This is a genomic window from Salinivibrio sp. HTSP, assembly GCF_003390965.1.
Classification (GTDB): domain Bacteria; phylum Pseudomonadota; class Gammaproteobacteria; order Enterobacterales; family Vibrionaceae; genus Salinivibrio; species Salinivibrio kushneri.
This window is the reverse complement of the sequence record NZ_PXUD01000010.1, coordinates 22,424-47,385: the sequence shown is the minus strand read 5'-3', so window position 1 is coordinate 47,385 and position 24,962 is coordinate 22,424. Positions and strand designations below refer to the sequence as shown.

The following is a 24,962-nucleotide window of genomic DNA, read 5'->3' as shown; positions in this document are numbered from 1 at the left end:
ACGCCAAGGCGTGCCATTTTTTGTCGGTTAAGCGGGATTAATCAAATACACCAAGGCTTCATAGGGGGCCAGTTGCATTTCTGGCATTAAGGGCTTGGCTTCTGGGTAATTATGGCTGACCAAGTCTGCGGTCGGGGCAGGGGCGAGAGGCAAGGTCGCCGTGACCGGTTCGCCATAAAAATTACACACCACCACCAGTTGGCTATCGCCATTGTCGCGACGATAGGCGAGCAGTTGTGGGTGATCAGGCAACAAGTCCTGATAATCGCCTTCACGGATCACGGGTAAGGTTTTACGCAGGGAAATCAGCTTTTTGTAGTGATAGAACACCGAGTCTTTATCCGCCAGTGCGGTGTCGACATTGACGTCAGCATAGTTAGGCGCAGGCTTTAGCCAGGGGGTGCCTTGAGTAAAACCGGCGTTTGCTGAGCTGTCCCATTGCATGGGGGTACGCGAATTGTCGCGTGAGCGTGCAGCCAGAATGGCTAACACTTCCCCTTCAGGCATGCCTTGGTCGCACAGTAGACGGTGCATGTTGCGGCTTTCGACGTCTTGATAGTCATCAATACGCTGATAGCCAGGGTTGGTCATGCCAATTTCTTCCCCTTGATACACGTAAGGCGTGCCTTGCTGCATATGAATCGCGGTGGCGAGCATTTTGGCGGAGGCAACGCGATGGTGGCGATCATCACCAAAGCGGCTGACCACACGCGGTTGGTCGTGGTTACACCAAAACAGTGCGCCCCAACCTTGATTGTGCAGGCCGTGCTGCCAAGTGCGGAAAAGCTGTTTTAGGGCCAAGAAGTCAAACGGTGCCAGTCGCCACTTTTCACCACCGGGATAATCGACTTTTAAGTGGTGGAAGTTAAACACCATGGAGAGCTCTTTGCCATCTGGCGCGGAGTATTGCTGACAATGCTCCAAGGTGGTCGAAGACATCTCGCCTACAGTGACGCTGCCGTAACGCTGGAAAATGTCGCGGCTAATTTCTTGCAAGTAGTCGTGAACGCGGGGACCGTCGGTATAAAAGCGGCGACCATCGCCTTGATGATCATCAGGGAACGACTGATCTTTGGAGATCAAATTGATCACATCGAGGCGAAAGCCATCCACGCCTTTTTCGGCCCAAAACGCCATCACCTCTTTGACGGCCTCCCGCACCGCTGGATTTTCCCAGTTAAGATCGGCTTGTTCGGTGGCAAATAAGTGGAGGTAATACTGGCCGGTTGGTTCATGCCATTGCCACGCGCTACCGCCAAATTTTGATTGCCAGTTGTTTGGAACGCCGCCGTTAACCGGATCTTTCCAGATGTAATAATCGCGATAGGGGCTGTCCTTGCTGGCAAGCGCTGATTGAAACCAAGGATGCTCGGTTGAGGTGTGATTAATCACAATATCCATGATGATGCGGATATCTCGTTTATGCGCTTCGGCCAGCAGGGTATCGAAGTCGTCCATGGTGCCTAGGCTAGGATCAATCGCGTAATAATCGGCAATGTCGTAGCCGTTATCGACTTGTGGCGATACATAAATGGGGGTTAGCCACAACGCGTCGATGCCCAAGGTCGAAAAGTAGTCCAGCTTTTCGATAATGCCTGGCAGATCACCTGTCCCTGTTTGTGTGGTATCACGGAAGCTCTTTGGATAAATCTGATAAATGGTGGCCGTTTTCCACCAGGGATGTGCGTGCATAATGTCTCTCTTAACGCTAAAAAAAGCGGGGAGCGTTCCCTCCCCGCAGACGGAATGGGAATTAGGCGACCGCCAATTTGCCTTTGCTGGCCTGGCGGCGGTACATAAAGGCGGTGAGTGCGATTGGCACTAAGATGGCGATTAACATCGCGACCACGTAAACACCCCAGAATTGTGGCTGAATAGATAAGATGCCTGGTAGACCCCCGACACCAATACCGTTGGCCATCACACCGGAAAGACCACACACAATCGCCGCTAGCGCCGAGCCAACCATGGCGCAGAGCATCGGGAATTTGTAGCGCAGGTTAATCCCGTACATGGCCGGCTCTGTCACGCCAAGGTAGGCGGAAATCGCCGCGGGCACCGAAATTTCGCGCTCGTTTTCTTTCTTGCTGACCCAAATAATACCGACTACCGCCGAGGCTTGAGCAATGTTGGACAGGGCAATCAGCGGCCAAATAGGTGTGCCGCCCATTTCCTGCATTAGCTGCAAGTCCACCGCGTTGGTGGTGTGGTGAACCCCGGTGATCACCAAAGGTGCATAGAGGAAGCCAAACAGCGCTGCCCCGATAAAGGCGAAATCACCGGTCATCGCCGTGCGAGCTAAGAAGGCGACGCCGTTGCCGATTTCACGCCCAAATGGACCAATCAGGGTATGCGCCAAGATCACGGAAGTCAGCAGCGCAACAAACGGCACCACCACAAGATAGAGGTAATCTGGAATAATCCGTTTTAACTGGGTTTCGATAAATGCCAGCGCCATACCGGCAAACATCGCTGGGATCACCTGTGCTTGATAGCCGACTTTTTCAATTGAGAACCAGCCAAAGTCCCACACTTCAGGCATTTCTTTACCGATAAGGTACGCGTTCATCAATTGGGGGGATACCAGGGTAATACCCAGAACAATACCCAAAATGGGGGTGCCGCCCATTTTTCTCACCGTCGCCCAACACACACCGACAGGGAGGAAGTGGAAGATAGCTTCACCAAGCAGCCACAAAAAGCCGTGAGCAGTGGCCCAAAACTCGCTGATCTCGGTCAGAGTTTTGCCATCGAACATGCGGATATCGCCGATCACATTACGGAAGCCGAGGATCAGACCACCGGTGATAATCGCGGGCAAAAGGGGCACAAAGATTTCCGCGAGGTGTGAGATAGCACGCTCAGTTAGGCTCATATTTTGGCGCGCGGCTTGTTTGGCCTCATCTTTTGACTGGCCTTCCACGCCGGTTTGCGCTTCCAATAGGGCATACACTTGATCAACATTGGTGCCGATCACGACTTGAAATTGGCCGGCACTGGTAAAGCAGCCTTTGACCATGGGGATCGCTTCAATCGCGGCCACGTCCGCTTTTTCTGGATCATTTAGTACGAAACGTAAACGCGTGAGGCAGTGGCTAACGGTTGCGATGTTGTCTTTGCCGCCAATATGAGTGACCAATTGGTCGATGGCTTTTTTATCTATCTGGCTCATAAGCAATCCTGTATTGCTGTAGGGTATTCATTGGTAACGTTCCCACTAATTATGGATCCTACTATCGAATTTATCAGTGGAATCGTTCCCATTATTTGAAAACCATCACAGAGAAATCTGTAACTGCCTGATTATTGGTGTGAGCCGCCGCTTAGGGAGTGACTAGGTGGCAAGGTTGTGTCCAGTGGCTAACCACGGGAGAGTCGTCATCCAGCTGCTTGAGCAGCAAGTCAGCCGCATGTTGCCCTGCTTGATGGTAACCTAGCTCCACACTCACGGCGCGCGGGAACATGAAACGAAGCATGTCATGGTTACCGATGCCACCAATGGCGATATCTTCACGATTTAGGGTTTGTAGCCGTTTGGCAACCCCTAGCGCCAGGGTGTCTGACGCACAAACAATCGCATCAGTATGTGAGTTCATGAGGGCATCGGTGGCGTCATAGGCGGCATGTAAGCTCATCTCACAGCGGTGTAGTCGTGGTGAGATCTGGTGGAGTTGGCAAAAATGCTGGTAGGCATCAGAGCGGGCGAGACCTGTGGTTTCATCTCGCTCATCAATCCCTAAGAAAGCAATATGTCGACACCCTTGATGATAAAAGTGATCCATCACTTGTGCGACCGCGCCTTGGTTGTCGTAGCTGACGCTAATGTATTGATCACTATCAACGGCCAGAACGACACAGTTGGGAGCGAAAGGCGCGAGCGCGTTGAGATCACAGCCAGAAAAACCAAAAAAGATAATCCCATCAACATTACGGCGTTTTAGCACATCCAGATGCGCTTGGGCTTTTTGTTGTGAGAACTGACTTTCCATAATGGCGGCGTCATAGCCTTTGGCATACAAGGTATTGAGCAGGCCCGTCAACGCGGTGTTTTCAGAATTAGAGCTGAGCTTTGCCACAATCACACCCACGACGCCACTGCGTTGTGCGCGCATCGCACGTGCAGATTTGGAGGGCATAAAGCCGTGTTGGTCAATCACGGCTTGTATTTTCTCGCGCGTACTGTCTTTGACCCGTGGATCATCGTTTAACACACGAGATACGGTCGATTTTCCCACCCCGGCTAAGCGGGCGATATCCAAAATCGTCAATGCTTTTGTCATCTTGTTCTCTGTCGTCACACTAAATCAGCAGCTTAGTCGCCGCCTGTTGGAGTGTGATGATAACAGGCGTGATTGGCGCTTGCGATTTATTGATTAATTTGTAAACTAACGCCTGATTTTTGAACAGACATCCCGCTTTAGACTGAAATGATGATGAGTCACCCTTTACTACAAACAATCAATAAGTGCTTAGTACGTCTCACCACCTTGACGTTGGCAGTGATGGCCGTCGAGTTTAGTGCCATCTATTTGGTACCGTTAGCGGTCTTGATAAAAACCCACTTCAAAGAAATTGTCCACTGGTAAAGGTGCTGAGCCTTTCTCCGATCGCAGTATTAAGCTCCAGCCAGTAGTGTTGATAAGCGTGACTATGAGCCTGCGGTCGCGCAGAGACTAGCCCGCGCAATACTGGCATTAAGCGCTGCCAACTGGATGCGAATTCAAAGCCGATATCGGGATGCGTGAGGTAGCGTAAATGCTGGGCGACAAGCGGCTGTATCGCGTCTGCAAGATACGGATTGATGCCGGCAAAGAGCGTGTAATGAAGCTGCTGATGCCAATGCGCCAAGGCAGCGAGGTCACGATAATCCTTGGCAGGCAGATGCTGTAGGCTGTGCAGTAAGCCCAGTAGGGTCAATGAGGTCGGCTCATCCAACCGAGGCGGCAGCCTATCCATGAAAGCGCCAACCATCGCCTGTATGCCAGCCGCGAGAGGTTGCCAGTCTGGCTGACTTAAGGGCATTAACTGGTATCCAAGGTGGGGTTGGTAGCTGATGCGTCCGGCCATGGCGAGTAAATGCAAGCCATCACGCGCCGTTGCTGTGGTTAAATCAAGCTGCTCGCACAAGTTGGCGACGGTGAGTGAATAATGGCCATGCGCATTCGGTGTCACTGTGAGCTGGCGGGTTAATATAGCTCCCCAAATATGTGCCATGGCTTCTTGTGCTTTGGTTGGTTTCATTGCGCTTCCTGCTGTCCCTTTTTTATCATGCCACTAAACGGGGGATAAAAAAACGCCCCGACAGTGTCGAGGCGCAGGTGTTGCTTATCGGTGCTTAAATTACAGCACGTGCACAGAGGCCGTGTTAGTCGTACCAGATGGCACGAGCGCACCTGACACCATGACGACGATATCGCCTTTGTTCGCTAAGCCTGACTCTAGCGCGATGGTTTTACCACGACGGTAGAACTCATCGGTGCTATCGATGCTTTCGATCATCACTGGTGTCACCCCTTTAGTCAGACACAGATGAGCGGCTGTTTTCGGGTTCGTGGTGACCGCGACAATGTTGGCGGTTGGGAAGTATTTACGCACTGAGCGCGCTGACTTACCCGCTTCAGTCGCCACCACAATTAACGGGGCACTGAGTTTTTGAGAGGTATCAACCGCGCCTTTACAGACCGCTTCGGTGATACGCAGACGATCGCTATCAAGGCGAGAGCCGAGGGCTGGAGACATTTGACGGTCTGTGCGCTCACAGATTTGTGCCATGATGCTCACCGCTTCTAATGGATATTTCCCTTTTGCCGATTCACCTGACAGCATCACTGCATCCGTGCCATCCATGATGGCATTGGCCACGTCACCGGCTTCTGCGCGGGTTGGGCGTGGGTTTTTGATCATTGAATCCAGCATTTGTGTTGCTGTGATAACCATCTTGCGTGCACGGTTACACTTTTCGATCATCATCTTCTGGGCGAAGATCACTTCTTCAACGGGGATCTCTACCCCTAGGTCACCACGAGCAACCATGATGCCGTCAGACGCTTCCAAGATAGCGTCAAAGTTGTCGACACCTTCTTGGTTCTCAATTTTAGAGATGATCTTGATGTCGCTACCGCCGTTTTGCGCCAATAGCTCGCGGATTTCTTCTACGTCTTCTTTCTTACGAATAAATGAGGCAGCAACAAAGTCAACGCCTTGCTCGCAACCAAACTTCAGGTCTGATTTATCTTTTTCAGCCAGCGCTGGCAGGCTGACAGAAACGCCTGGCAGGTTAACGCCTTTGTTTTCACCCAGCTCACCGTTGTTGAGTACTTTACAAACCACTTCTTTTTCAGTCGTTTCTAGTACTTCCATCTCAAGCAGGCCATCATCAACCAGTACTGTATCACCCGCTTTTAAATCTTGCGGCAGACCGGCATAGGTCACGGCAACGCGCTCTTTATTGCCCACAACAGAGGTATCTGTGGTGAAGGTAAAGGTTTGACCGGCTTTTAGTAGCACATCATCGCCACCTTCCAGTTTTACCGTACGGATCTCAGGACCTTTGGTATCCAACAAGATAGCGGCTTGTTTGCCAGTTTGCTTCATCACATTACGCAAGTTGGCGATACGCGTACCATGCTCTTGGTAATCGCCGTGTGAGAAGTTAAGGCGCATGACGTTCATGCCAGCTTCAACAAGCTGAGTAAGCATCTCTTCAGATTCGGTTTTTGGGCCAATCGTACATACGATTTTGGTCTTTTTCATCGACACATTTCTCCGGTCAAAAATTGAAACATAAGCCTGATGCTTTCTCACAACACACCAAAAGTGTAATTTTACCACGCACTTTTACGACTTAAGTGGCTGTGAAAGCGAATTTTTTGCATTTTTCAATGACGTTACCGCAGCCAGGATGGCTGTGGTGACGTCACTGTTTATCGAATGTGAGTATAGATTGTCTGCCGTAATCTGTGTTGATCACGGGCAATAAAGGCTTCATTGACAATAAAGCACTCAATAGTGCACCTGTCTCATCAGTCTTCCCTCCCTTTGGGGCGTGTAAATTTACCACAGCTGATGATTTAAATCATTACAACCTGGTGACAGCGCACCAGCGAATCAAGATATTTTTATCATGATTACGCTATCTGTTGATGTTGCTATCTTTACCATACGACGTATTCCGTTTTGCTGCTTTTATCAGCCATTAGTGGCCATTTGCACGCTTTATGATGTGATCTAGCTTCCAATTTGAACTGGATCATGCTTTTTTATTAAGTCTTTTGCGTTCCCTTAGAATTTATCTACCATCAAGACTCTTTGAATGGACTGCCTAATAATGTTTGCGCGCACTTTTCGACTTTTGACAGGGATGCTGCTTCTAGCCTGCACGTATATGAGTACGTTTGCATGGGCTGACGACGCCTATCTGTCAGAAGAAAAAGACATTTTAGTTATTGCGCACTCATCTGAATGGAAACCCTACAGCTACATACCTGGCAACGGGCAACCCAAAGGGTTATTGATTGACTTTTGGCAGGCCTACGCGAAATACAATCACACGTCGATTCAGTTTATGTTGGCCGACTGGTCGGATTCTCTGGCCTATATGAAAGAAGGCGGTGATCGCATTCATGCGGGGCTACTCAAGTCCGCCGAACGTGAAGCCTATTTAGACTATGTGGCCCCCATTTTTAATACTAATGGCTCACTCTATGTAGAAAATCAGTCGGGGCAAGTCAGTAAGGATCCTTTAGCCGCAGGCAAAGTGGTGGGCGTGGTTGATGGCAGTTACGAATCTTGGTTTTTAGCCGAGCACTATCCTGATGTGGAGCAAAAACGCTTTCGGCGGAATGAAACGCTATTTAGTGCCGCGCTCGATGGCGAAATCAGTGCGCTTGTTGCCGATACCCAAACGGCAAACTTTTACTTTTTGACCCAAGGTAACCCGCTTGCGTTTGTCGCAGAGCAAATCCTTTACACACGCCCGATTTATGCGGCCGTGCCCAAAGGCAATCAAGCGCTACTAAAAGAGGTACGCGAAGGCATAGATAATATCCCTGCGGCAGAGCTGTTACGCATCAAGCAAAAGTGGATCAATACCGAGCGCGTTGAGGCTTACCCAGCTTGGCTTATTCCTAGCATTGTACTGGTGATGCTGTTAGGCGCGGTGACCTATATCTTTATTCTTAAACGTATGGTGTATAAACGCACGGTCGCATTGCGCCGAGCCAATGCCCGTTTGCTAGAGTTCGCCAATACCGATCCTTTGACACAGCTGTTAAATCGCCGTGGACTTGAAACCTATTTTACCCGTTTAAAACCTAAGCTGAGCCGTCAACAGGAAATGGGGTTGATTTTGATTGATCTTGACCATTTCAAGCAGGTCAACGATACCTACGGGCATATGCAAGGCGATAAAGTGCTAGTACACCTGGCAAGTTACCTGAAGCGGTTTGTTAAAAAAGGGGCAGCGGCGCGTTTAGGCGGAGAAGAGTTTTGCATCTTATGCCCGACCCAAGATTTAGATGCTTTAATTGAAATGGCCAATCACATTCGCTGTGATATTGCGGAGACGGTGTTTGAATTTGGCGGCGCGGATATTCGTGTCACCGTGAGTATCGGCGCGATTGTTTCTAGCGATGTGGTGGAGGAGATAAAGCAACTAGAGTTAGATGCGTTGATCCATGCCGCTGATCTTCTCATGTATCGCGCGAAAGACAGTGGACGTAACCAAGTGATGCTCGCTTCTTCGCAATCCGTCAATACCCCCATCGCCGAAATATAATACCGTTTGCTGTCGGGTAAAAGCTGTCTTGCTAACCCCCTCGTCTTTTAATTTCCTATTGCTCTCCAGCCTGTCTAACCTGTTTCACTGTATAATAAAACTTATTAAACAACACCTTAGCGACTGTGTGGTCCTACACCCTTTGGGGGCGTTGTGATGGCAAACTCTCTGTTTCGCTTCTGTGCTGTTTTCTTTTCTTGCAGCGATGCCTTCATTAAATATACTGTATATATATACAGGTATATTGATGATGAAAACACTCGACCAATTAGCCCAACAACACGGCCTATGGCGCGCCAGTCAGCGGCCGTTAATGGCGGAATTACCCGATAAACAAGCGACCGGTTACACTGCCTTTGATCAGCGCCTCGGCGGCCTCCCGTCTCCAGGGGTGACGGATATCATCAGTGATTTTGGCGTTGGTGAGCTGCGGCTAGTATTGCCTGCGCTGTATCGCGCTACCGGTAAAGAGATCGCCTGGATCCGTCCTCCGGTCGGCATTAATGCGGCAATGTTGCATCAGCAAGGTTATCCAACAGAAAACACCTTGCTAGTGTATCCCGACAGCGATCAACATGCGCTGTGGGCAGCCGAGCAAGCGGCGCGCAGTGGTGCGTGTCAGGCGGTAGCGCTATGGCCATCTTCGCTCACGGTGGGGCAAGTGAAGCGTCTAAAACTGGCGGCCGAACATGGCCAATGTGCGGTGGTACTGTTGCGCCGCCAGCAGACGTACTCATTGACCTTGCCGGTTGATTTAAGCGTGGCGCTGGCGCCCTCTGCATGTGGCGTGACGGTCACGGTGCGTTATTGTCGCGGCCGATGGCCGCCGGCCCCGTTTACCCTCGATTGGCGCGAGCAATGGCCCTCGTTGGTGACCTGGCCGAGCAATGCTGAGAATTTGCTTGCCTTTCCCTCACGGCAACAGCGGGAGCAAGCGTGATGTCATTGTGGCTGTATCTGCATTGCCCAAGCTTGCTGTTAGATAGTCTTTATGCGCCGTCATCGGCGCAAGCGGTGGGGCTGGTTAGCGAGCAAGAAGGCCGTTTAGTGCAGCTCTCTGTGGCGGCGAACACGCACGGCCTGAATGTCGGTATGGGATTAGGGGCCGCAGCGCTTATGTGTCATCAGCTCGCGGTCTATCCTTATTGCGCGGTGAAAGAGCAGTCTGCGCTTGAGCAGCTTGCCGCACAGCTTTATCCGCTGGTCGCGGAAATCAGCCTTAATCCCCCTAACGGTTTATGGCTACACGTGTCACCGATGTTGGCACTATATCAAGGGTTTACCCCGCTATGGCAGACGGTGACTCAAACGCTGGTTGAAAGTGGTATCCGTTATCAGGCTGGGATGGGCCAAACGCCGCGTGCCGCCGAGCTGATGGCGTATGGCCACGCGGGCAAGATCAGCACCGCCCCCGAACATTTGCAGGCAGCGTTGCAGCAATTGCCGTTGGCTGCTGCCCCTTTACCGGAGACGGTGAAAACCCAGTTTACGCGTCTAGGCTTATCTCAGTTAGGTGAGCTTATCGCCTTGCCCACCGCTTCGCTCACGCGACGTTTTCCCCGCTCGGTGGTGGATTATCTTGCCGAAGTGCGTGGCGATAAGCCGACGCCGCTGAATTATTTTCAGCCACCGCTGCAATTTTTTCAGCAACGGGTTTTATTGTTTGAGCTTAGTGAGCAAGCCCATTTATTGCCCATTATCGAGAACCTCGTCTCGGCATTGTGCCGTTTTCTTGAGCAGCGTAGTGCCTGCACGCCTGCGCTGACGTTGGGCTTTAGCTTGCGTGATGGATGTGAAGAAACCCTGCCGGTAATGGCCGCGCATGGCGAGAAAGCTCTCGAGCGCTGGATGGCGTTGGTGCGTTTACGGCTGGCGTCATGGCAAGTGAGCCAGCCGGTGACTGCGGTCAGTGTGGCGGCTTCGCAAATCGATTGTCACCAGCCCGGACAAACCGATCTTTTTAGCGCCCAGCAAGGTGAGCAAAATCGCGATGAGTTGGTCGCGACACTGGCTGCCCGACTAGGGGAGGAGGCGGTTATGCGGTTAGCGTATGTGAATCATCACCGTCCTGAGGCGGCCAGCCAACATGTCCCTCATCACCATCGAGCCACACCGACGGCCTCGGCCCCCACGCGTCCACGCCCAAGCTTACTACTGCCGCAACCCACGCCACTGGTTGGCAAGGTCACCTTACGCGAGGGGCCAGAGCGGATTGTCTCCGGCTGGTGGGAAGGTATGCCTATCCAGCGCGATTACTTTATTGCCCAAAATGCCCAGCAGCAATGGTTGTGGGTGTTTCGCACGCCAGAGCAAACTTGGTTTTTACACGGCTGGTTTAGTTAGGGGTGAAGCGATGAGTACGTATGCCGAGCTGGTATGTTGCAGCAACTTTTCCTTTCTTGAGGGCGCCTCACACCCAGAAGAGCTGGTGGCGCAAGCGGCAACATTGGGCTATCAAGCGCTCGCGATCACCGATGAATGCTCGGTCGCAGGGGTGGTGCGTGCGTATCAAGCTCAGCGTGATTATCCGCAGCTTTCGCTGATCATTGGCAGTCGCTTTCGTCTGCACGCGTTAGATGTTGTTCTACTGTGTCCCACCCAAGCGGCTTATCAAGAGCTGTGTCGGATTATCACCAATGCGCGGCGGCGCAGTCACAAAGGCGATTACCAGCTGAGCGAATGGGATCTGATGTCGGTGCGTCATGGCTTGGTGCTATGGCTCCCCAGTGGCGCGGAGAGCGATCATCATTGGGCGACGTGGCTGTTACGTTATCATGCTGAGCGCTTGTATCTGGCGGTGCGGCGCGATCTAGCGGATAACGACCATCCGTATCTGGCGCACTGTCGCATGCTGGCAAGCCAGTATGAACTTCGCGTGACCGCGTGTGGTGATGTACTGATGCATCATCCTGAGCGACTGGCGTTACATCATACCTTAACCGCGATTCGGCATCGTCAGCCGGTGGCGGCGTTGGGGCGGACGTTATTGCCCAATGCAGAGCGCGCCTTACGCCCGTTACCCAAATTACACGCTTTGTTTCCCCCCGGGTGGCTGGCGGAAAGTGCCAAGATTGCTGCTCAGTGTCAGTTTTCCTTAGCAAGCCTCAAATACAGCTATCCCAAAGAAGTGGTGCCAACCGGTGAGCCTGCGATGGCCTATCTGCGTGAGGCGGTCAAGCAAGGGGCACAGCAACGCTTCCCAAAGGGCGTGCCCCATGACGTGGGAGCTACCATTGAAAAAGAGCTCGCGCTTATCGAGGCAATGGATTACCCGTATTACTTTTTGACCATTTACGATCTGGTGCGCTTTGCCCAATCGCGTGGGATCTTATACCAAGGGCGCGGCTCGGCGGCGAACTCGGTGGTGTGTTATTGCTTAGGGATCACTGCGGTGGATCCGTGCAAAGTCGATGTGCTGTTTGAGCGCTTTATTAGCAAAGAGCGCGACGAGCCGCCGGATATTGATGTCGACTTTGAGCACCAGCGCCGAGAAGAAGTGATCCAGTATTTGTACCAAAAATATGGCCGTGAGCGGACCGCCTTAGCGGCAACCGTGATCCGTTATCGGCTTAAAAGCGCATTGCGCGATGTGGGCAAAGCGTTGGCGATCCCCGCCAGCCAGATTGATTTTTTTATTCAAAACCTCAACCGGCGCGATAAAACCCAGCCTTGGGTACAGCAACTTCAGCAGTTGGGCCTGGATCCTAAAAGCACGAAAAGCCAACAATGGCTGTCGCTTACCCAGACATTGATCGGCTTTCCACGCCATCTTTCTCAGCATGTCGGCGGCTTTGTGATTGCAGATGGACCTTTGTATGAGTTGGTGCCGGTGGAAAATGCGGCGATGGCAGAGCGCACGGTGATCCAGTGGGATAAAGACGATCTGGAAACGCTGCATCTGATGAAAGTCGACGTACTGGCACTGGGTATGCTCACCGCGATTCGCCGCACCTTTGATTTGATTGCCCAAACCGGTGGTCATCGCTTGAGTTTGGCGGCGATCACCCAACAAGGCGACGATCCGGCGGTGTTTGCCCGCATTCAGCACGCCGATACCGTGGGGGTATTTCAAATTGAGTCACGGGCACAAATGAGTATGCTGCCGCGGCTCAAACCGGCTTGTTATTACGATTTGGTGATCCAAATTGCCATTGTCCGCCCCGGTCCGATTCAAGGTGACATGGTGCATCCGTATCTAAAGCGCCGCGACGGGGAAGACGCGGTGAGCTACCCGTCCAAAGCGGTTGAGCAAGTGCTGGCGCGCACGCTTGGGGTGCCCATTTTTCAAGAGCAGGTGATCAAGCTGGCAATGGTGGCGGCCGGTTTTTCTGGTGGCGAAGCGGATCAGCTGCGTCGTGCGATGGCCGCATGGAAGAAAAAGGGTGGACTAGCGCCGTTTCGCGACAAATTGATTACTGGGATGACCGCGCGTGGCTATCGCGCCGACTTTGCCGAGCAGCTTTACCGGCAAATCTGTGGGTTTGGTGATTATGGTTTCCCAGAAAGCCACTCGGCGTCGTTTGCGGTCTTGGCCTATATATCGGCATGGCTGAAGCATTATTATCCCGCCGCGTTTTATACCGCTTTGCTTAATAGCCAGCCGATGGGGTTTTACTCACCATCACAACTGATGCAAGACGCCACGCGCCATCAGGTGTCTGTGTTGCCGGTTTGTGTGCAGCACTCGGGGGCGGATCATTGCTTAGAAAAGGTCGGCGATCAGTGGGGCGTGCGGCTGGGATTGCGATTAGTCAAAGGATTGAGCGTGGCAGCGATAGACCGGTTGCTGGCGCATCGCCCAGAGTCGGGGTTTGCGTCTTTGTCGGCATTGCAAGCAATTAACCTTGACCGCGATGCCTATCAAGCCCTAGCCAGTAGTGGCGCATTGGCGGCGCTGGCTGGCAATCGCTATCAGGCGCGCTGGGCACTGATGGATCAGCAGCGGCAACTGCCGCTACTGGCTGCCAGTGATGATGCCGTCGAGCTGCCTCATTCGCCTTCCCAATGGCAGAACGTGATTGAAGATTATGCGGCCATGGGACTGTCGCTCACCGATCATCCTATTCGTTTGATGGCGCAAGCCGGCACGCTGGGCCGTTTTACTCGTGGTGTTGAGTTATCACAGTGTGCGCCGCAAAGTTGGGTCGCGGTGGCAGGTGTGGTGACGGGCAAGCAATCCCCCGGTACGGCCAGTGGCGTAACCTTTGTCACCTTGGAAGACGATACGGGCAATATCAATGTGGTGGTCTGGGCGGGGACGGCACGGGCGCAATCCCGTGCTTTTATGCAAGCCAAGGTGTTGAAAGTGCACGGCATTGTCGAGCGACAGGGCGAAGTGGTGCATGTGATTGCCGGTAAGTTGATTGACCTGACCCCGACGCTCACTACCTTGTCGGTCGCCGCGCGTGAATTCCGTTAACGCGACGCGCTGACTGCGTCGGGATTGACGGGTGCCGGACACGCAGCCACCGCTTGAATACGTTGGCGATGCAGCTCATCACGAATCGCCGCGCCTTTAAAGCCTGCGTCGACAATGGGTTTAACCTCCACCTGTTGCGCGCAAGCAAAGCGCTCGCGTAAGGCATCGGCTTGTGGATAGTGATAGTTTTCACGTCCCTTGCGGCCACGCACATCGGCCAAACACGCCAAGGCCAATTGCTCAATTCGCTCGGGTTTGCGCCACGCGTCGATTTGATTAAACAGCGCCACCCAATGCTCAGGGCTGAGTTGATCGCATTTATGGATCTTAGAGTGATGTGCACTGACTACCAAGGCTAAATCTCTGCATTGATTGGGGATTTTAAGCCGCTCGCACAGCTCTTTTATCACGGGTAGCCCGCGATCGCCATGGCCGCGATGGCCGGGCAAGATGGAGGAAGGGGTGAGGGCTTTACCGAGATCATGGACTTGTGCAGCAAAGCGAATGCATTTGTCATCGGTCAACGAGGCGGCATAACGGCTGACCATTTCAGTGTGGATGCCGGTATCGATCTCAGGGTGCCAGTTGGCAGGATTCGGCACGCCGTACAGGGCGTCGATTTCAGGAATCACTACCGCAAGTGCACCACAATCGCGCAGCACAGCAAGAAACACATCGGGACGATCACTGCCAAGCGCTTTCTCCCACTCCCGCCAAACTCGCTCTGGGGTGAGGTGGGCAAGTTCGCCGTTGGCGATCATCGTTTTCATCAGCGCGAGGGTATCGTCGGCAAGGGTAAAGCCGAGCGGGGCAAAACGGGCGGCAAATCGTGCCACACGTAGCACGCGCAATGGATCTTCGCTAAAGGCGGGCGAGACATGACGTAACATCCGGTTGTGCAAATCTTGCTGACCGCCATAAGGGTCAATCAAGCTGCCATCTTCATCTTGGGCAATGGCGTTTATAGTGAGATCACGCCGCTGAAGATCGGCTTCCAGAGAAATATCTGGCGAGAAGTCGCAAATAAACCCCGTGTAGCCTTGGCCAGACTTACGCTCGGTACGGGCGAGGGCAAACTCTTCGTGTGTAGTCGGGTGTAAAAAAACTGGGAAGTCTTGGCCGACTTGCTGGTAGCCGGCCGCTTGCATTTGTTTGACGGTGGCACCGACGACCACCCAATCTTTATCTGTGACCGGCAAGCCTAATAGCGCATCACGTACAGCACCGCCGACAAGATAATGTTTCACACCTGACTCCTTAATGACACAGAGAAGAGACAATCACGTTTCCGTGAATGATTGAAGTATACATACAGCCTAGCAGCACGCCTACCGTGTGCTTAAAAGGACGCTATAAGGATCGCAATAAAAAAGGCTGCCAATGCAGCCTTTCATAAACGATTATGCCCAGCCGTCGCGGCGACGTTTTTTGCGTGGGATAAGGTGTGGGAGAATCAGGCCAAACAGTAAGCCTCCGCCAGCCACCATGCCGCCGTAGGTGAACCAACGCATCAGAAGATCATCTTTTTGGGTGTCTATTTTGGCGCGTAAGGCACGGATTTCGCTTTGCGCATCAATCAATTTTTTATTGAGTTCGCTGCTGTGTGCTTCGAGCTTCTCGATCTGCGCGTTACGCTGTTTAAGCGACTCAGCCAAGCCTTTTTGCTGTGCTTTGGCATCATCTTTTGCACTGGCCAAGGCGGATTTAACCTCTTTCAGTTCAGCTTCTAAGGCAGGCACTCGTTCTTTTAAGCCCGGCTGCGTGGTGACGTAGTCACTTTTTACCCAGCCTTTGCGGCCACGGCTATCAACCAGTTGGGTATAGCCCTCATCGCGATTACGTTTTAGCACAGTGACTTTATCACCCGCATCAACACTGCCGATAATGCGATATTGTGTGCCCGGGCCAGCGTGCATATAAGTAAACAAATCATCAGAAATATAGTTTTCTGCCATCGCTCGAGGCGCGGCAACGAGAACGAACAGCAATACGAGAGCAGAATACAGGTGTTTCACGTCTGGGGTCCTTTGCATAATTTCAGTGTGGGACACATCGGCTTTGCTGGGCATAGTGCCATAGGCGTAAAAGAAAGGGGAGCCATGCCCCCCTTTTTTTGACTGTGATTTGACATCATTGGCGCTTGTTACGCAAACAGCGAGGTCATCACTTGGTAAAAGATCACAGCCAACAAGGCTCCCGCGGGTAGAGTGATCAGCCACGAGGCAACAATATTCCGTACCACGCCCAAATTGAGTGCGGCAATACCGCGAGCAAAGCCCACGCCTAAGACGCCGCCGACTAAGGTTTGGGTGGTCGAAATAGGGAGGCCAGTGCCTGAGGCGAGCACAACCGTGCTTGCGGTCGCCAGTTGCGCGGCAAAACCACGACTTGGGGTAAGCTCAGTAATGCCCGAGCCCACGGTCGCCATGACTCTATGTCCCATGGTGGCAAGGCCGAGTACAATCCCCGCGCCACCCATCGGTAAAATCCACCAGGCGATTTGTGCTTTTTCCGCTACGGCACCGAGGTTTTGCACCGTGGCCACAATGGCCGATAGTGGACCAATGGCATTGGCCACATCGTTTGAGCCATGAGCAAAGGCCATGGCACAGGCAGTGACGACCATCAAGAGGCTAAATATCCGCTCAACGCCCTGAAATCCTTGATTTTCATCGCCGCGATACTTTCTAGAAATGTAATAAACACCAAAAAACATCACCAGTGCAGACAAGACAATTGAGGCACTTACCGACTCTAGCGTGCTCAAGTGTAAACCAACATGTTTGAGCCCTTTTTTAATGGTGACCATCGCGATAATAAACGCGGTGAGGAACATATAAAGCGGGACGAAACGTTTGGCATTTAGGACAGGACGGTCGGTATCAAAAATCAGTCGTTGTGCACTTAAGAATATAAAGTAAGCGAACAAGCCAGAGATAAAAGGGGTGATAATCCAACTGCCAACGATACCTTGCACCGTGTGCCAATCGACGGCATCTGCGCCAACCGATAGGCAGGCGAAGCCAATAATGGCACCAATGATGGAATGGGTAGTGGAGACGGGCCAACCCATGAATGAAGCAAGTAATAGCCAAGAGCCTGCCGCCAATAACGCGGACATCATGCCAAAGACGAGTTCTAGTGGTTGGTCAGCATACAAGCTGGTGTCAATCACGCCTTTGCGAATGGTGTTTGTGACCTCGCCACCGGCTAAATACGCGCCGGCGAATTCAAATATCATCGCCACAATAATGGCTTGCTTCACGGTAAGTGCTTTTGAGCCCACGGAGGTGCCCATCGCGTTCGCGACGTCATTGGCACCAATACCAATTGCCATTAAAAAACCAAAAGCCGCGGCGACCATGATCAGTATGGTCCCGTGATTCATCAGGATTTCCATTGTAATACCTTGTTGTTACATCACTCGGTTAGGAACGGGAAAGCATGACCTCTAAGCGCGCACCCACACGTTGCGCCTGGTCAGCAATTTCACCGACCCACTCGAGGATTTTGTACAAGAACATGACGTCAACAGGGTTGTACTCCTGCTCAACGGCCATTAATGCTTGGCGAAGTTGGATTTGCATAGAATCGGTATCGTCTTCAATCACATCCAACTGATGAATCATTTCGGCGACTAAGGTGACTTCGCGCCCTTTAAAGCCCGTTTCAAGCAGCTCTTCAAGCTCGTTGATCACGCGGCGTGCTTGCGCGGCAGCATCTAAGCATCGCTGCACATAGGTGATAAAAGCATCATTCATGGAGGGGGGCATACGCAGCTGACGGCCTATCACACGGCCGGCAATATCCTTGGCTAAATTTGCCAGCTTGTCTTGCTGGGTGAGGAGCTCGAGCATGTCCGTACGATCAACGGGCATAAAGAGGCCTCGAGGTAACTTAAGCCGAATATTGCGTTTCAGGGTATCAGCATCTTTCTCTATCTCAGAGATTTGATGGCGGAGTTGGTTTGCTTTGTCCCAATCTTGTTGCTCGCAAGCATGAAAGAAGGGGACCAGTAGTTCACAACAATCGTTTACACGATTGACGTGACGCTGCAGTGGTTTAATGGGGCTCTTCGCAAAGAGCCCGACAATTGTATTGACTGGCATAGCCGTAATCTACCTGGTTGCCTCGAGCCCAGTGGGCAAAAAAGAGAGGCCAAACGTTCAACGATGGTATATCGGAGCGGCGATGGTAGCGCAGAACATAGGCTAAAGAAATAGCTTTTGTGATCTCTGCCTCAGTGCGCATGATCAAGCCTGGTAGTGATAGCGCTTGCCGACAGGATCAATTGTTCATATCCTTGTCAGGCAATTGGCTATAGGTACCCGTATGGACACTGAGATAGAGCTCAAATTTTTTGTCTCTTCTGACTTTTCTCATCGCATTCGCGATAAAATTGTCAGTATAAAACAGCTACAGCAAAGCCAGCGTGAGCTGGGAAACATCTACTTCGATACGCCAGATTTTACCCTACGTAAACACGATATCGGTTTGCGGGTGCGTCGTTTTGATGGTGTGTACATTCAAACCCTCAAAACGGCAGGTCGGGTCGTGGCGGGGCTGCATCAGCGCCCAGAGTACAATGCCGAGCTTAACGGACCTGAACCTGATCTTTCTTTGATCCCAGTCGATGCATGGCCCGATGATCTGGATGTTGATGCACTCAGCCAAGCTCTCCAGCCGTTGTTTTCCACCGATTTTGTGCGTCAGCAATGGCTGTTAGCAACGGATGACGGTAGCCAAATCGAATTGGCGAGCGATCAAGGCGAGGTCTCTACCGAAGCCGGCGATAAGGACGTGATTTCTGAGGTGGAGCTGGAGCTGATTTCCGGGCAAACCGATGCCTTGTTCTCGCTGGCACGCAGTCTGGCGGATGAAGGCGGCCTGCGCCTCGGTAATTTGAGCAAGGCGGCGCGTGGCTATCGTTTAGCGACAGGCTATCAGGGCGATCCGGTGAAAGCCTTATCCATCGTTAAACTCGGCGCGGATGATAGCCAAGAAAAAGCCCTGATTCGGATCCTCGAACACGCACTGAGCCACTGGCACTATCATGAGCAGATTTATATTGAACGCGAATCACTCGAGGCGTTGCAAGAAATTCGCTATGCCGTCTTGTTGATCCGACAAGCGTTTGTCTTATTCGGCGGTGTGGTGCCGCGCCGAGCAAGCAGTCTACTCCGTCAAGAGCTGCAATGGTTTGAAGGTGAGCTGGCGTGGCTCGATGACGCGCGGACCAATGCCCGGCTGTGTGAAGACAAAGGCCAATATCTGCGTAAATTAAATGCGCGAAAAACCTTGGTGAAAAGCTTGAAGGCTGAACAAGCCCGGTTGCCTGAGCGTGAGGACATTGTCTCGCTGCTACATACATCGCGCTATTGTAACTTACTGCTCGATTTAAGTCGTTGGATCCTCTCGAAAGGTTGGCAACCGTTTTTAGATGATAAAGCGGCGGATAAGCTTGCCCAACCGATTCAACGTTTGGCCGATAAAGCGCTCCCTGAGTCTTGGCATGAATTGCTTGACGTATTTGATGAAACGAAGCCGCTGACGCGGCATGATTACTTTGACCAATACCCGCGCTTGCAACGCAATTTGTTACTTGGCACCTGCTTGGCCTCTTTGTATGACAAAAGTCGACGAAAAGCCTTCCGCTTGCCTTGGCTCGATATGTTGCAAGGCATTGAGGCGCTACGCTTGCTCGAACCGGTACGTGAGCGCGTGGTCGAGATTGACGATGAAGAGGACAAAAAACAGGCAGAGAAATGGTTGGCCCGCAAAGAAGAGTCACTGTTTCATGCCATGACGCAAAGCCGTCAAACAGGATTACGTCTCACCCCGTATTGGCAAGAGTAAGCGAACGAGAGTGATAAAAAGCAACCTGGAGGTTGCTTTTTTTATGCGTGCCTTTATGCGGTTACCTTGCTTGAGTACCCAGTCGCACTGCCTGAGTCGATCCGGTAAAACCGCCTTTGGGATCAATATTTCTGGCGCTTTTTTACGTTATAAACAGGCAAGGCGCATGATGATAATTTGATTAACTTATCATTATGGGCATTGTTTATGGGCAAATTTCACAAATACGGTAAACAAGGATTCAGTGAGGATGAGGTTTGCCGATATAACATCACTCAGTATTAATAACCGCCCGTTTTGCAGTCAGTTGGCTTGATAACGGACATGGAGCTTTCAGGATTATGGCTAAACATACCTTCTATGCGTGGGAAAAACCCGTTACCAATCTGCGCTTGGTTCCAAAACTCGTGATTCTCATGGTCTTTAGTACCATTATTCTGGTCGGTAAGCAGATGTGGGATGCGAACACGTTTCGCCAGTCCGTGATTGATTTTACTCTGAGTCAGACCCAAGAGCTTGCACAATCGAGTGCGGCCATGACCGGCACCCTCATCGATCAGCCGGATGGGGAACGCTTGATGCGAGAGGCGGTAGATACCATGAACGCCGAATTCAGCGAAGGGGCGTATTTATATTTGGTCAATGGCACCACTCGCCAAGTCTGGTCTCACCCTTCAATGCGCCAGTTTGACGCGTTACGCGTGCCGGATGAAAGCACTGGCACCGATGTCGCTGACTTATTTCTCAATCAGTCAGGTGCGTTTAGCTATACCGTTTATGACGGTGGCCGTCATGGCTATGCCGTGCCCGTCGGCGGCAGTGATTGGTGGCTCGTAGCATCACAACCGACGTCTGAGGCGCAGGCGTATTACCAAGATTATATGATTCAGGTCGCGTGGCAAACCGCGCTGATGATTGTCTGTTTCATGGTTATTTTGCTGGGCGGCTCTAATATTATGCTACGGCAAATCAACTATTTGACCGATAGGATTCGTTCGTTGGCGAATCGCGATTTGAGTGAGCCGATTGAAATGAATAGCCAAGACGAGTTCGGTGATTTAGCCCGTGAGCTGGAAAGATCGCGTCAGCAATTGGTGGATGTGATTAACGCGCAGCGCCAAGCGTCGGATGATCTTTCTTCTCTGGCTGAGATTATGACGATCAGCATGTCGGAAACCAAAGAGTCATCGCAAGAGCAGTTCTCTGAGATGGATCAGCTCGCCTCAGCGATGAGTGAGATGAGTGCAACCGTGCAAACCGTCGCTGAGCACACGCGAGAGGCGGCTAAAGCGACGGAAACCTCTAGCCAACAGGCTAACAGTGGCCAAGCGCACGTGAGCAGTACCATCCAAACCATCAATGAGCTGTCCAACGACATCAGCGAGTCATCTCAGGTCGTGGGGCAAGTCGATGCCCAGGTGGAGAAAATCGGTACTGTCGTGGTCACCATTCAAGGAATTTCAGAGCAAACCAACCTTCTGGCACTCAATGCCGCGATAGAAGCCGCACGAGCCGGTGATACGGGGCGTGGTTTTGCGGTGGTGGCTGATGAAGTACGCAAGCTGGCGCAACACACCCAAGAAGCCACGGTGGAAATTCAAGACATGATCACCCAGTTGCAGCAAAGTGCGCAAAAAGCGGTGGGCTTGATGGATCGCAGTGTTTCCGAGGCCAAGACAGGCGTCGAGTCAGTGAGCCAGGCTGGCGGAGAGCTTGAGCAAATCGTCACGCAAATCCAATCGCTCAATGACATGAATTTCCAAATCGCGTCATCGGCAGAACAACAAGCGTCAGTGGCCGGTGAGATGAACCAAAACCTCACCAACGTCAAAGATTTGGTCCAGGCATCGGTGACGGTGACGGGCGAGCTGCATGAAACGGCAGAGATGGTTGAACAAAGTGCGCAATCACTTAAAGATAAAATTGAGGCCTTTAAAGTCTAACCACGTTTGAGGTTTTATTCCGTAATCAACAACGGCTCGCTGCATCGGCGAGCCGTTTTTGTTAATGTCGAGACAGGACGATAGCAAAAGGACTGCCCATGGTACTCTCTGACTCGCTTGCCGCTTGCTTGCATCAGCACTGGACACGATTAAACGAATTTGCCCCGGAGGCCGTGCCGCAGTGGCAAGGCACGGCGCGTGAGCAACTCGAGCAGGCTTTAGCGTGTAGCGAGTTTATCGCCAAGGCATTAACCCAAACCTCTGGACTTCTCGACTGGCTGTATCAGCATCACCAGCAAGCCTCGCGTGAGCAGACATACCAAGCGGAGTTGAGCCAGGCGTTGGACGCGGTAACGGATGAGAGCGAGTTTCACCGTCAACTCCGTCGGCATCGCCAGCGTGAGCTCGTATGGATAGCGTGGCAAGAGATCCACAATCAATGGCCGGTTGAGCAAGGTTTACAGCATCTATCAGCCCTTGCGGAAGCGCAAATCTTATCGGCTTATCAATGGCTCTATCAGCGCGCCTGTCACGACTGGGGGACCCCTATGAGCCCTGAGGGTGAGCCGCAGCCGATGCTGATTTTGGGCATGGGTAAACTCGGTGGCGGCGAGCTTAACTTCTCTTCAGATATCGACCTGATCTTTACCTACCCTGAGGCGGGAGAAACCCAGGGCGCGAGAAAAAGCATCGCCAATGCGCAATTCTTTACTCGGCTTGGACAGCGCTTGATCAAAGCACTTGATCAACCCACGGTGGACGGTTTTTGTTATCGGGTTGATATGCGCCTGCGTCCCTTTGGCGATAGTGGCCCTTTGGTGATGAGCTTTTCCGCACTCGAAGATTACTACCAAGAACAAGGGCGTGATTGGGAGCGCTATGCGATGGTGAAAGCGCGCGTGATGGGTAAAGAGCAGTATGACTGCTATCAAACCTTACGCCAGATGCTACGCCCGTTTGTCTTCCGTCGTTATATCGACTTTAGTGCCATTCAAGCGTTGCGGCGGATGAAACAGTTAATCCAACGAGAGGTACGCCGGCGTGGCTTAACCGACAATATTAAGCTGGGTGCAGGAGGCATTCGGGAGATTGAGTTTATTGCTCAGTCGTTTCAGCTTATTCGTGGCGGCCGAGAGCCCAGTTTGCGCCAGCGCGGCTTACTCGACACCTTAGATGCGATTGCGGAACTGGAATTATTGCCCACCGCTGAGGTAAGCCAATTAAAGGCCGCGTATTGCTATTTGCGCCGGGTAGAAAACCTCCTACAAGCGATTGATGACAACCAAACGCAGACCCTGCCCGATAACGACCTTGATCGTGAGCGGCTTTGTCACGCCATGGGGGTCAATGATTGGACGCGCTTACAGGCCGACATCACCCAGCATATGCAAGCGGTTAATCAGGTATTTTCCGGCTTGATTGGCGAAGATGAGCAAGAAACAGAGACGGATGTCGACACTGAGTATCATGATCTATGGGCGATGGCGCGCGATGTAGAAAACGCCCACTTGATCTTAGCGGGCTTAGATCTACCGGACACCAATATTGCTGAGCAGTTATTGGCGTTTAAACAAGAGCTGGCTAAGCGCACAGTGGGGCCGCGAGGACGTGAGGTGCTCAACCGTCTGATGCCGGTGATGTTAAGCAAGCTACTGACGTTACCGCAACCGCAGCAGGTGTTGCCACATATCACCCACCTATTACTCAATATCTCGACACGGACGACCTACTTAGAGCTGTTGGATGAGCACCCCGGGGCGATCGATCAGCTGTTGCGGCTTTGTACGGCCAGCCCGATGGTAGCAGAGAAGTTAGCACGTTATCCTTTGCTACTGGATGAGCTGCTCGATTTAACCCATTTGTATCAACCTTTAGCGCCCGATGCCTATCGCAGCGAATTACGCGATTATCTTGCCCGTATCCCGGTTGAGGATATGGAGCAACAAATGGAAGCGGTGCGTCAGTTTAAGCAAGTTCAGTTATTAAAAATTGCCGCGGCGGATATCGCGGGTGTGCTGCCCGTGATGCGTGTCAGTGATCATTTGACTTACTTGGCCGAAGCGATTGTGGAGGCGGTGGTTAATCAGGCCTGGCACCAAATGGTGGAAAAATATGGCCAACCGACACACTTAGGCGAGCGAGAGGGGCGTGGTTTTGCGGTGATTGGCTACGGCAAGTTAGGCGGATGGGAGCTGGGTTATAATTCCGATCTCGACGTGGTTTTTCTCCACGATTGCCCCGCGGATGTTGAGACTGACGGACGCAAAGTGATTGATGGTCGGCAGTTTTATCTGCGTCTGGCCCAGCGCATCGTCCATCTTTTCTCTACGCGTACACCTTCTGGGGTACTCTATGAAATAGACACGCGCCTTCGCCCTTCTGGCACCTCTGGAATGCTAGTCAGTACACTGGACGCTTACGCGGATTACCAGCAAAACGAAGCCTGGACATGGGAGCACCAAGCGTTGGTGCGTGCGCGCATGATATATGGTGATCCTCAGCTTGAGTCGGCGTTTACCCAGGTGCGCCATCATATTCTCGCTGCGCCGCGAGACACACAGACATTACGAGAGCAAGTCAGTGGCATGCGAGAAAAAATGCGTCAGTATAAAGCGACAGGACAAAAAGAGACCTTCTCCATCAAACAAGACGCCGGTGGGATCACTGATATCGAGTTCTTAGCCCAGTACCTGGTACTCGGCAACAGTGCCACACAACCTGCGTTAACCCGTTACAGCGATAATGCGCGCATTTTTGAGCAAGCCGGAGACCTGGAGGTGATGCCACTGGCGCAGGCGGCGGGGTTAAAGTCGGCCTATACGCGGATGCGCAATGCGCTTCATCGCAGCCATTTGGCGGGTGAGAGTGGCAAGGTGGAGGCTGATGCCTTTATCGATGAGCGCGAAGCCGTGCAACAAGCTTGGCAACAGTGGTTTGATGGGTAAGTGAAGTAGCGCGCCTTGCCTCA

16 protein-coding genes are annotated in these 24,962 nt (G+C 52.2%); 7 read left to right on the top strand and 9 right to left on the bottom strand.

The window, feature by feature from the left end:
• Nucleotides 1–27: 27 nt before the first annotated feature.
• The 5 genes from treC to pykF form a co-directional block, all read right to left on the bottom strand.
• Nucleotides 28–1,692 carry an alpha,alpha-phosphotrehalase gene (treC, locus tag C7A19_RS01890; RefSeq protein ID WP_116644013.1) on the bottom strand — a complete coding sequence of 555 codons (1,665 nt, stop codon included), beginning with the start codon at nt 1,690–1,692 and terminating at the stop codon, nt 28–30.
• 61 nt (nt 1,693–1,753) lie between these two features.
• Nucleotides 1,754–3,172, bottom strand: a complete 1,419-nt coding sequence (gene treB, locus C7A19_RS01885) for a PTS trehalose transporter subunit IIBC (protein ID WP_077458159.1) — start codon at nt 3,170–3,172, stop codon at nt 1,754–1,756.
• Between the two features lie 151 nt (nt 3,173–3,323).
• Nucleotides 3,324–4,280: a trehalose operon repressor TreR gene (gene treR, locus C7A19_RS01880; protein ID WP_116644012.1), complete on the bottom strand. Its 957-nt coding sequence runs from the start codon at nt 4,278–4,280 to the stop codon at nt 3,324–3,326.
• A gap of 283 nt (nt 4,281–4,563) precedes the next feature.
• The gene (locus tag C7A19_RS01875; protein WP_116644011.1) at nt 4,564–5,241 is read right to left on the bottom strand and encodes a hypothetical protein; all 678 of its coding nucleotides are present in this window, start codon (nt 5,239–5,241) and stop codon (nt 4,564–4,566) included.
• A gap of 99 nt (nt 5,242–5,340) precedes the next feature.
• Nucleotides 5,341–6,753, bottom strand: coding sequence for a pyruvate kinase PykF (pykF, locus tag C7A19_RS01870; protein ID WP_069361707.1), 1,413 nt, complete (start codon nt 6,751–6,753; stop codon nt 5,341–5,343).
• A gap of 631 nt (nt 6,754–7,384) precedes the next feature.
• On the opposite strand from pykF, the gene C7A19_RS01865 reads away from it, so the two are divergent.
• The 4 genes from C7A19_RS01865 to C7A19_RS01850 all read left to right on the top strand — a co-directional run bounded on the left by C7A19_RS01865 (nt 7,385) and on the right by C7A19_RS01850 (nt 14,195).
• Entirely contained in the window at nt 7,385–8,776 is a 1,392-nt protein-coding gene (locus C7A19_RS01865) for a sensor domain-containing diguanylate cyclase (protein WP_162300227.1), read from the top strand.
• Nucleotides 8,777–9,023: 247 nt separating this feature from the next.
• On the top strand, nt 9,024–9,716 hold the full coding sequence (gene imuA, locus C7A19_RS01860; protein WP_162300226.1) for a translesion DNA synthesis-associated protein ImuA: 693 nt from the start codon (nt 9,024–9,026) through the stop codon (nt 9,714–9,716).
• Nucleotides 9,716–11,119 (top strand): DNA polymerase Y family protein, encoded by a 1,404-nt coding sequence (locus C7A19_RS01855; protein ID WP_077487074.1) that lies wholly within the window; start codon nt 9,716–9,718, stop codon nt 11,117–11,119. Before imuA ends, C7A19_RS01855 begins: the two co-directional genes overlap by 1 nt.
• Nucleotides 11,120–11,129: 10 nt before the next feature.
• Entirely contained in the window at nt 11,130–14,195 is a 3,066-nt protein-coding gene (locus tag C7A19_RS01850; protein ID WP_116644008.1) for an error-prone DNA polymerase, read from the top strand.
• Here the strand turns inward: C7A19_RS01850 and C7A19_RS01845 are convergent.
• The 4 genes from C7A19_RS01845 to C7A19_RS01830 form a co-directional block, all read right to left on the bottom strand.
• Nucleotides 14,192–15,442 carry a multifunctional CCA addition/repair protein gene (locus C7A19_RS01845; RefSeq protein ID WP_116644007.1) on the bottom strand — a complete coding sequence of 417 codons (1,251 nt, stop codon included), beginning with the start codon at nt 15,440–15,442 and terminating at the stop codon, nt 14,192–14,194. The genes C7A19_RS01850 and C7A19_RS01845 overlap by 4 nt on opposite strands.
• A gap of 153 nt (nt 15,443–15,595) precedes the next feature.
• Complete coding sequence (locus C7A19_RS01840; RefSeq protein ID WP_176719640.1) at nt 15,596–16,228, bottom strand: TIGR04211 family SH3 domain-containing protein; 633 nt, start codon at nt 16,226–16,228, stop codon at nt 15,596–15,598.
• Nucleotides 16,229–16,338: 110 nt separating this feature from the next.
• Nucleotides 16,339–17,595, bottom strand: coding sequence for an inorganic phosphate transporter (locus C7A19_RS01835; protein ID WP_077458177.1), 1,257 nt, complete (start codon nt 17,593–17,595; stop codon nt 16,339–16,341).
• A gap of 28 nt (nt 17,596–17,623) precedes the next feature.
• Nucleotides 17,624–18,304 carry a TIGR00153 family protein gene (locus C7A19_RS01830; RefSeq protein ID WP_116644006.1) on the bottom strand — a complete coding sequence of 227 codons (681 nt, stop codon included), beginning with the start codon at nt 18,302–18,304 and terminating at the stop codon, nt 17,624–17,626.
• A gap of 223 nt (nt 18,305–18,527) precedes the next feature.
• Here C7A19_RS01830 and C7A19_RS01825 point away from each other — a divergent pair, with 223 nt between their 5' ends.
• The 3 genes from C7A19_RS01825 (at nt 18,528) to glnE (ending at nt 24,939) form a co-directional block, all read left to right on the top strand.
• The gene (locus tag C7A19_RS01825) at nt 18,528–20,051 is read left to right on the top strand and encodes an inorganic triphosphatase (protein WP_116644005.1); all 1,524 of its coding nucleotides are present in this window, start codon (nt 18,528–18,530) and stop codon (nt 20,049–20,051) included.
• A gap of 341 nt (nt 20,052–20,392) precedes the next feature.
• Nucleotides 20,393–21,994, top strand: a complete 1,602-nt coding sequence (locus C7A19_RS01820) for a methyl-accepting chemotaxis protein (RefSeq protein WP_116644004.1) — start codon at nt 20,393–20,395, stop codon at nt 21,992–21,994.
• 98 nt (nt 21,995–22,092) lie between these two features.
• Nucleotides 22,093–24,939, top strand: coding sequence for a bifunctional [glutamate--ammonia ligase]-adenylyl-L-tyrosine phosphorylase/[glutamate--ammonia-ligase] adenylyltransferase (gene glnE / locus C7A19_RS01815; RefSeq protein ID WP_116644003.1), 2,847 nt, complete (start codon nt 22,093–22,095; stop codon nt 24,937–24,939).
• The last annotated feature ends 23 nt before the right edge of the window (nt 24,940–24,962 follow it).

Bases quoted from the DNA above. Each gene is read 5' to 3' on its own strand.
- treR (WP_116644012.1), bottom strand. From the start codon at position 4,280: ATGACAAAAGCATTGACGATTTTGGATATCGCCCGCTTAGCCGGGGTG.
- C7A19_RS01850 (WP_116644008.1), top strand. From the start codon at position 11,130: ATGAGTACGTATGCCGAGCTGGTATGTTGCAGCAACTTTTCCTTTCTT.
- C7A19_RS01855 (WP_077487074.1), top strand. From the start codon at position 9,716: ATGTCATTGTGGCTGTATCTGCATTGCCCAAGCTTGCTGTTAGATAGT.
- C7A19_RS01875 (WP_116644011.1), bottom strand. From the start codon at position 5,241: ATGAAACCAACCAAAGCACAAGAAGCCATGGCACATATTTGGGGAGCT.
- C7A19_RS01820 (WP_116644004.1), top strand. From the start codon at position 20,393: ATGGCTAAACATACCTTCTATGCGTGGGAAAAACCCGTTACCAATCTG.
- C7A19_RS01830 (WP_116644006.1), bottom strand. From the start codon at position 18,304: ATGCCAGTCAATACAATTGTCGGGCTCTTTGCGAAGAGCCCCATTAAA.
- imuA (WP_162300226.1), top strand. From the start codon at position 9,024: ATGATGAAAACACTCGACCAATTAGCCCAACAACACGGCCTATGGCGC.
- C7A19_RS01835 (WP_077458177.1), bottom strand. From the start codon at position 17,595: ATGGAAATCCTGATGAATCACGGGACCATACTGATCATGGTCGCCGCG.
- C7A19_RS01825 (WP_116644005.1), top strand. From the start codon at position 18,528: ATGGACACTGAGATAGAGCTCAAATTTTTTGTCTCTTCTGACTTTTCT.
- glnE (WP_116644003.1), top strand. From the start codon at position 22,093: ATGGTACTCTCTGACTCGCTTGCCGCTTGCTTGCATCAGCACTGGACA.
- C7A19_RS01865 (WP_162300227.1), top strand. From the start codon at position 7,385: ATGAGTACGTTTGCATGGGCTGACGACGCCTATCTGTCAGAAGAAAAA.
- treB (WP_077458159.1), bottom strand. From the start codon at position 3,172: ATGAGCCAGATAGATAAAAAAGCCATCGACCAATTGGTCACTCATATT.
- C7A19_RS01840 (WP_176719640.1), bottom strand. From the start codon at position 16,228: ATGCAAAGGACCCCAGACGTGAAACACCTGTATTCTGCTCTCGTATTG.
- pykF (WP_069361707.1), bottom strand. From the start codon at position 6,753: ATGAAAAAGACCAAAATCGTATGTACGATTGGCCCAAAAACCGAATCT.
- treC (WP_116644013.1), bottom strand. From the start codon at position 1,692: ATGCACGCACATCCCTGGTGGAAAACGGCCACCATTTATCAGATTTAT.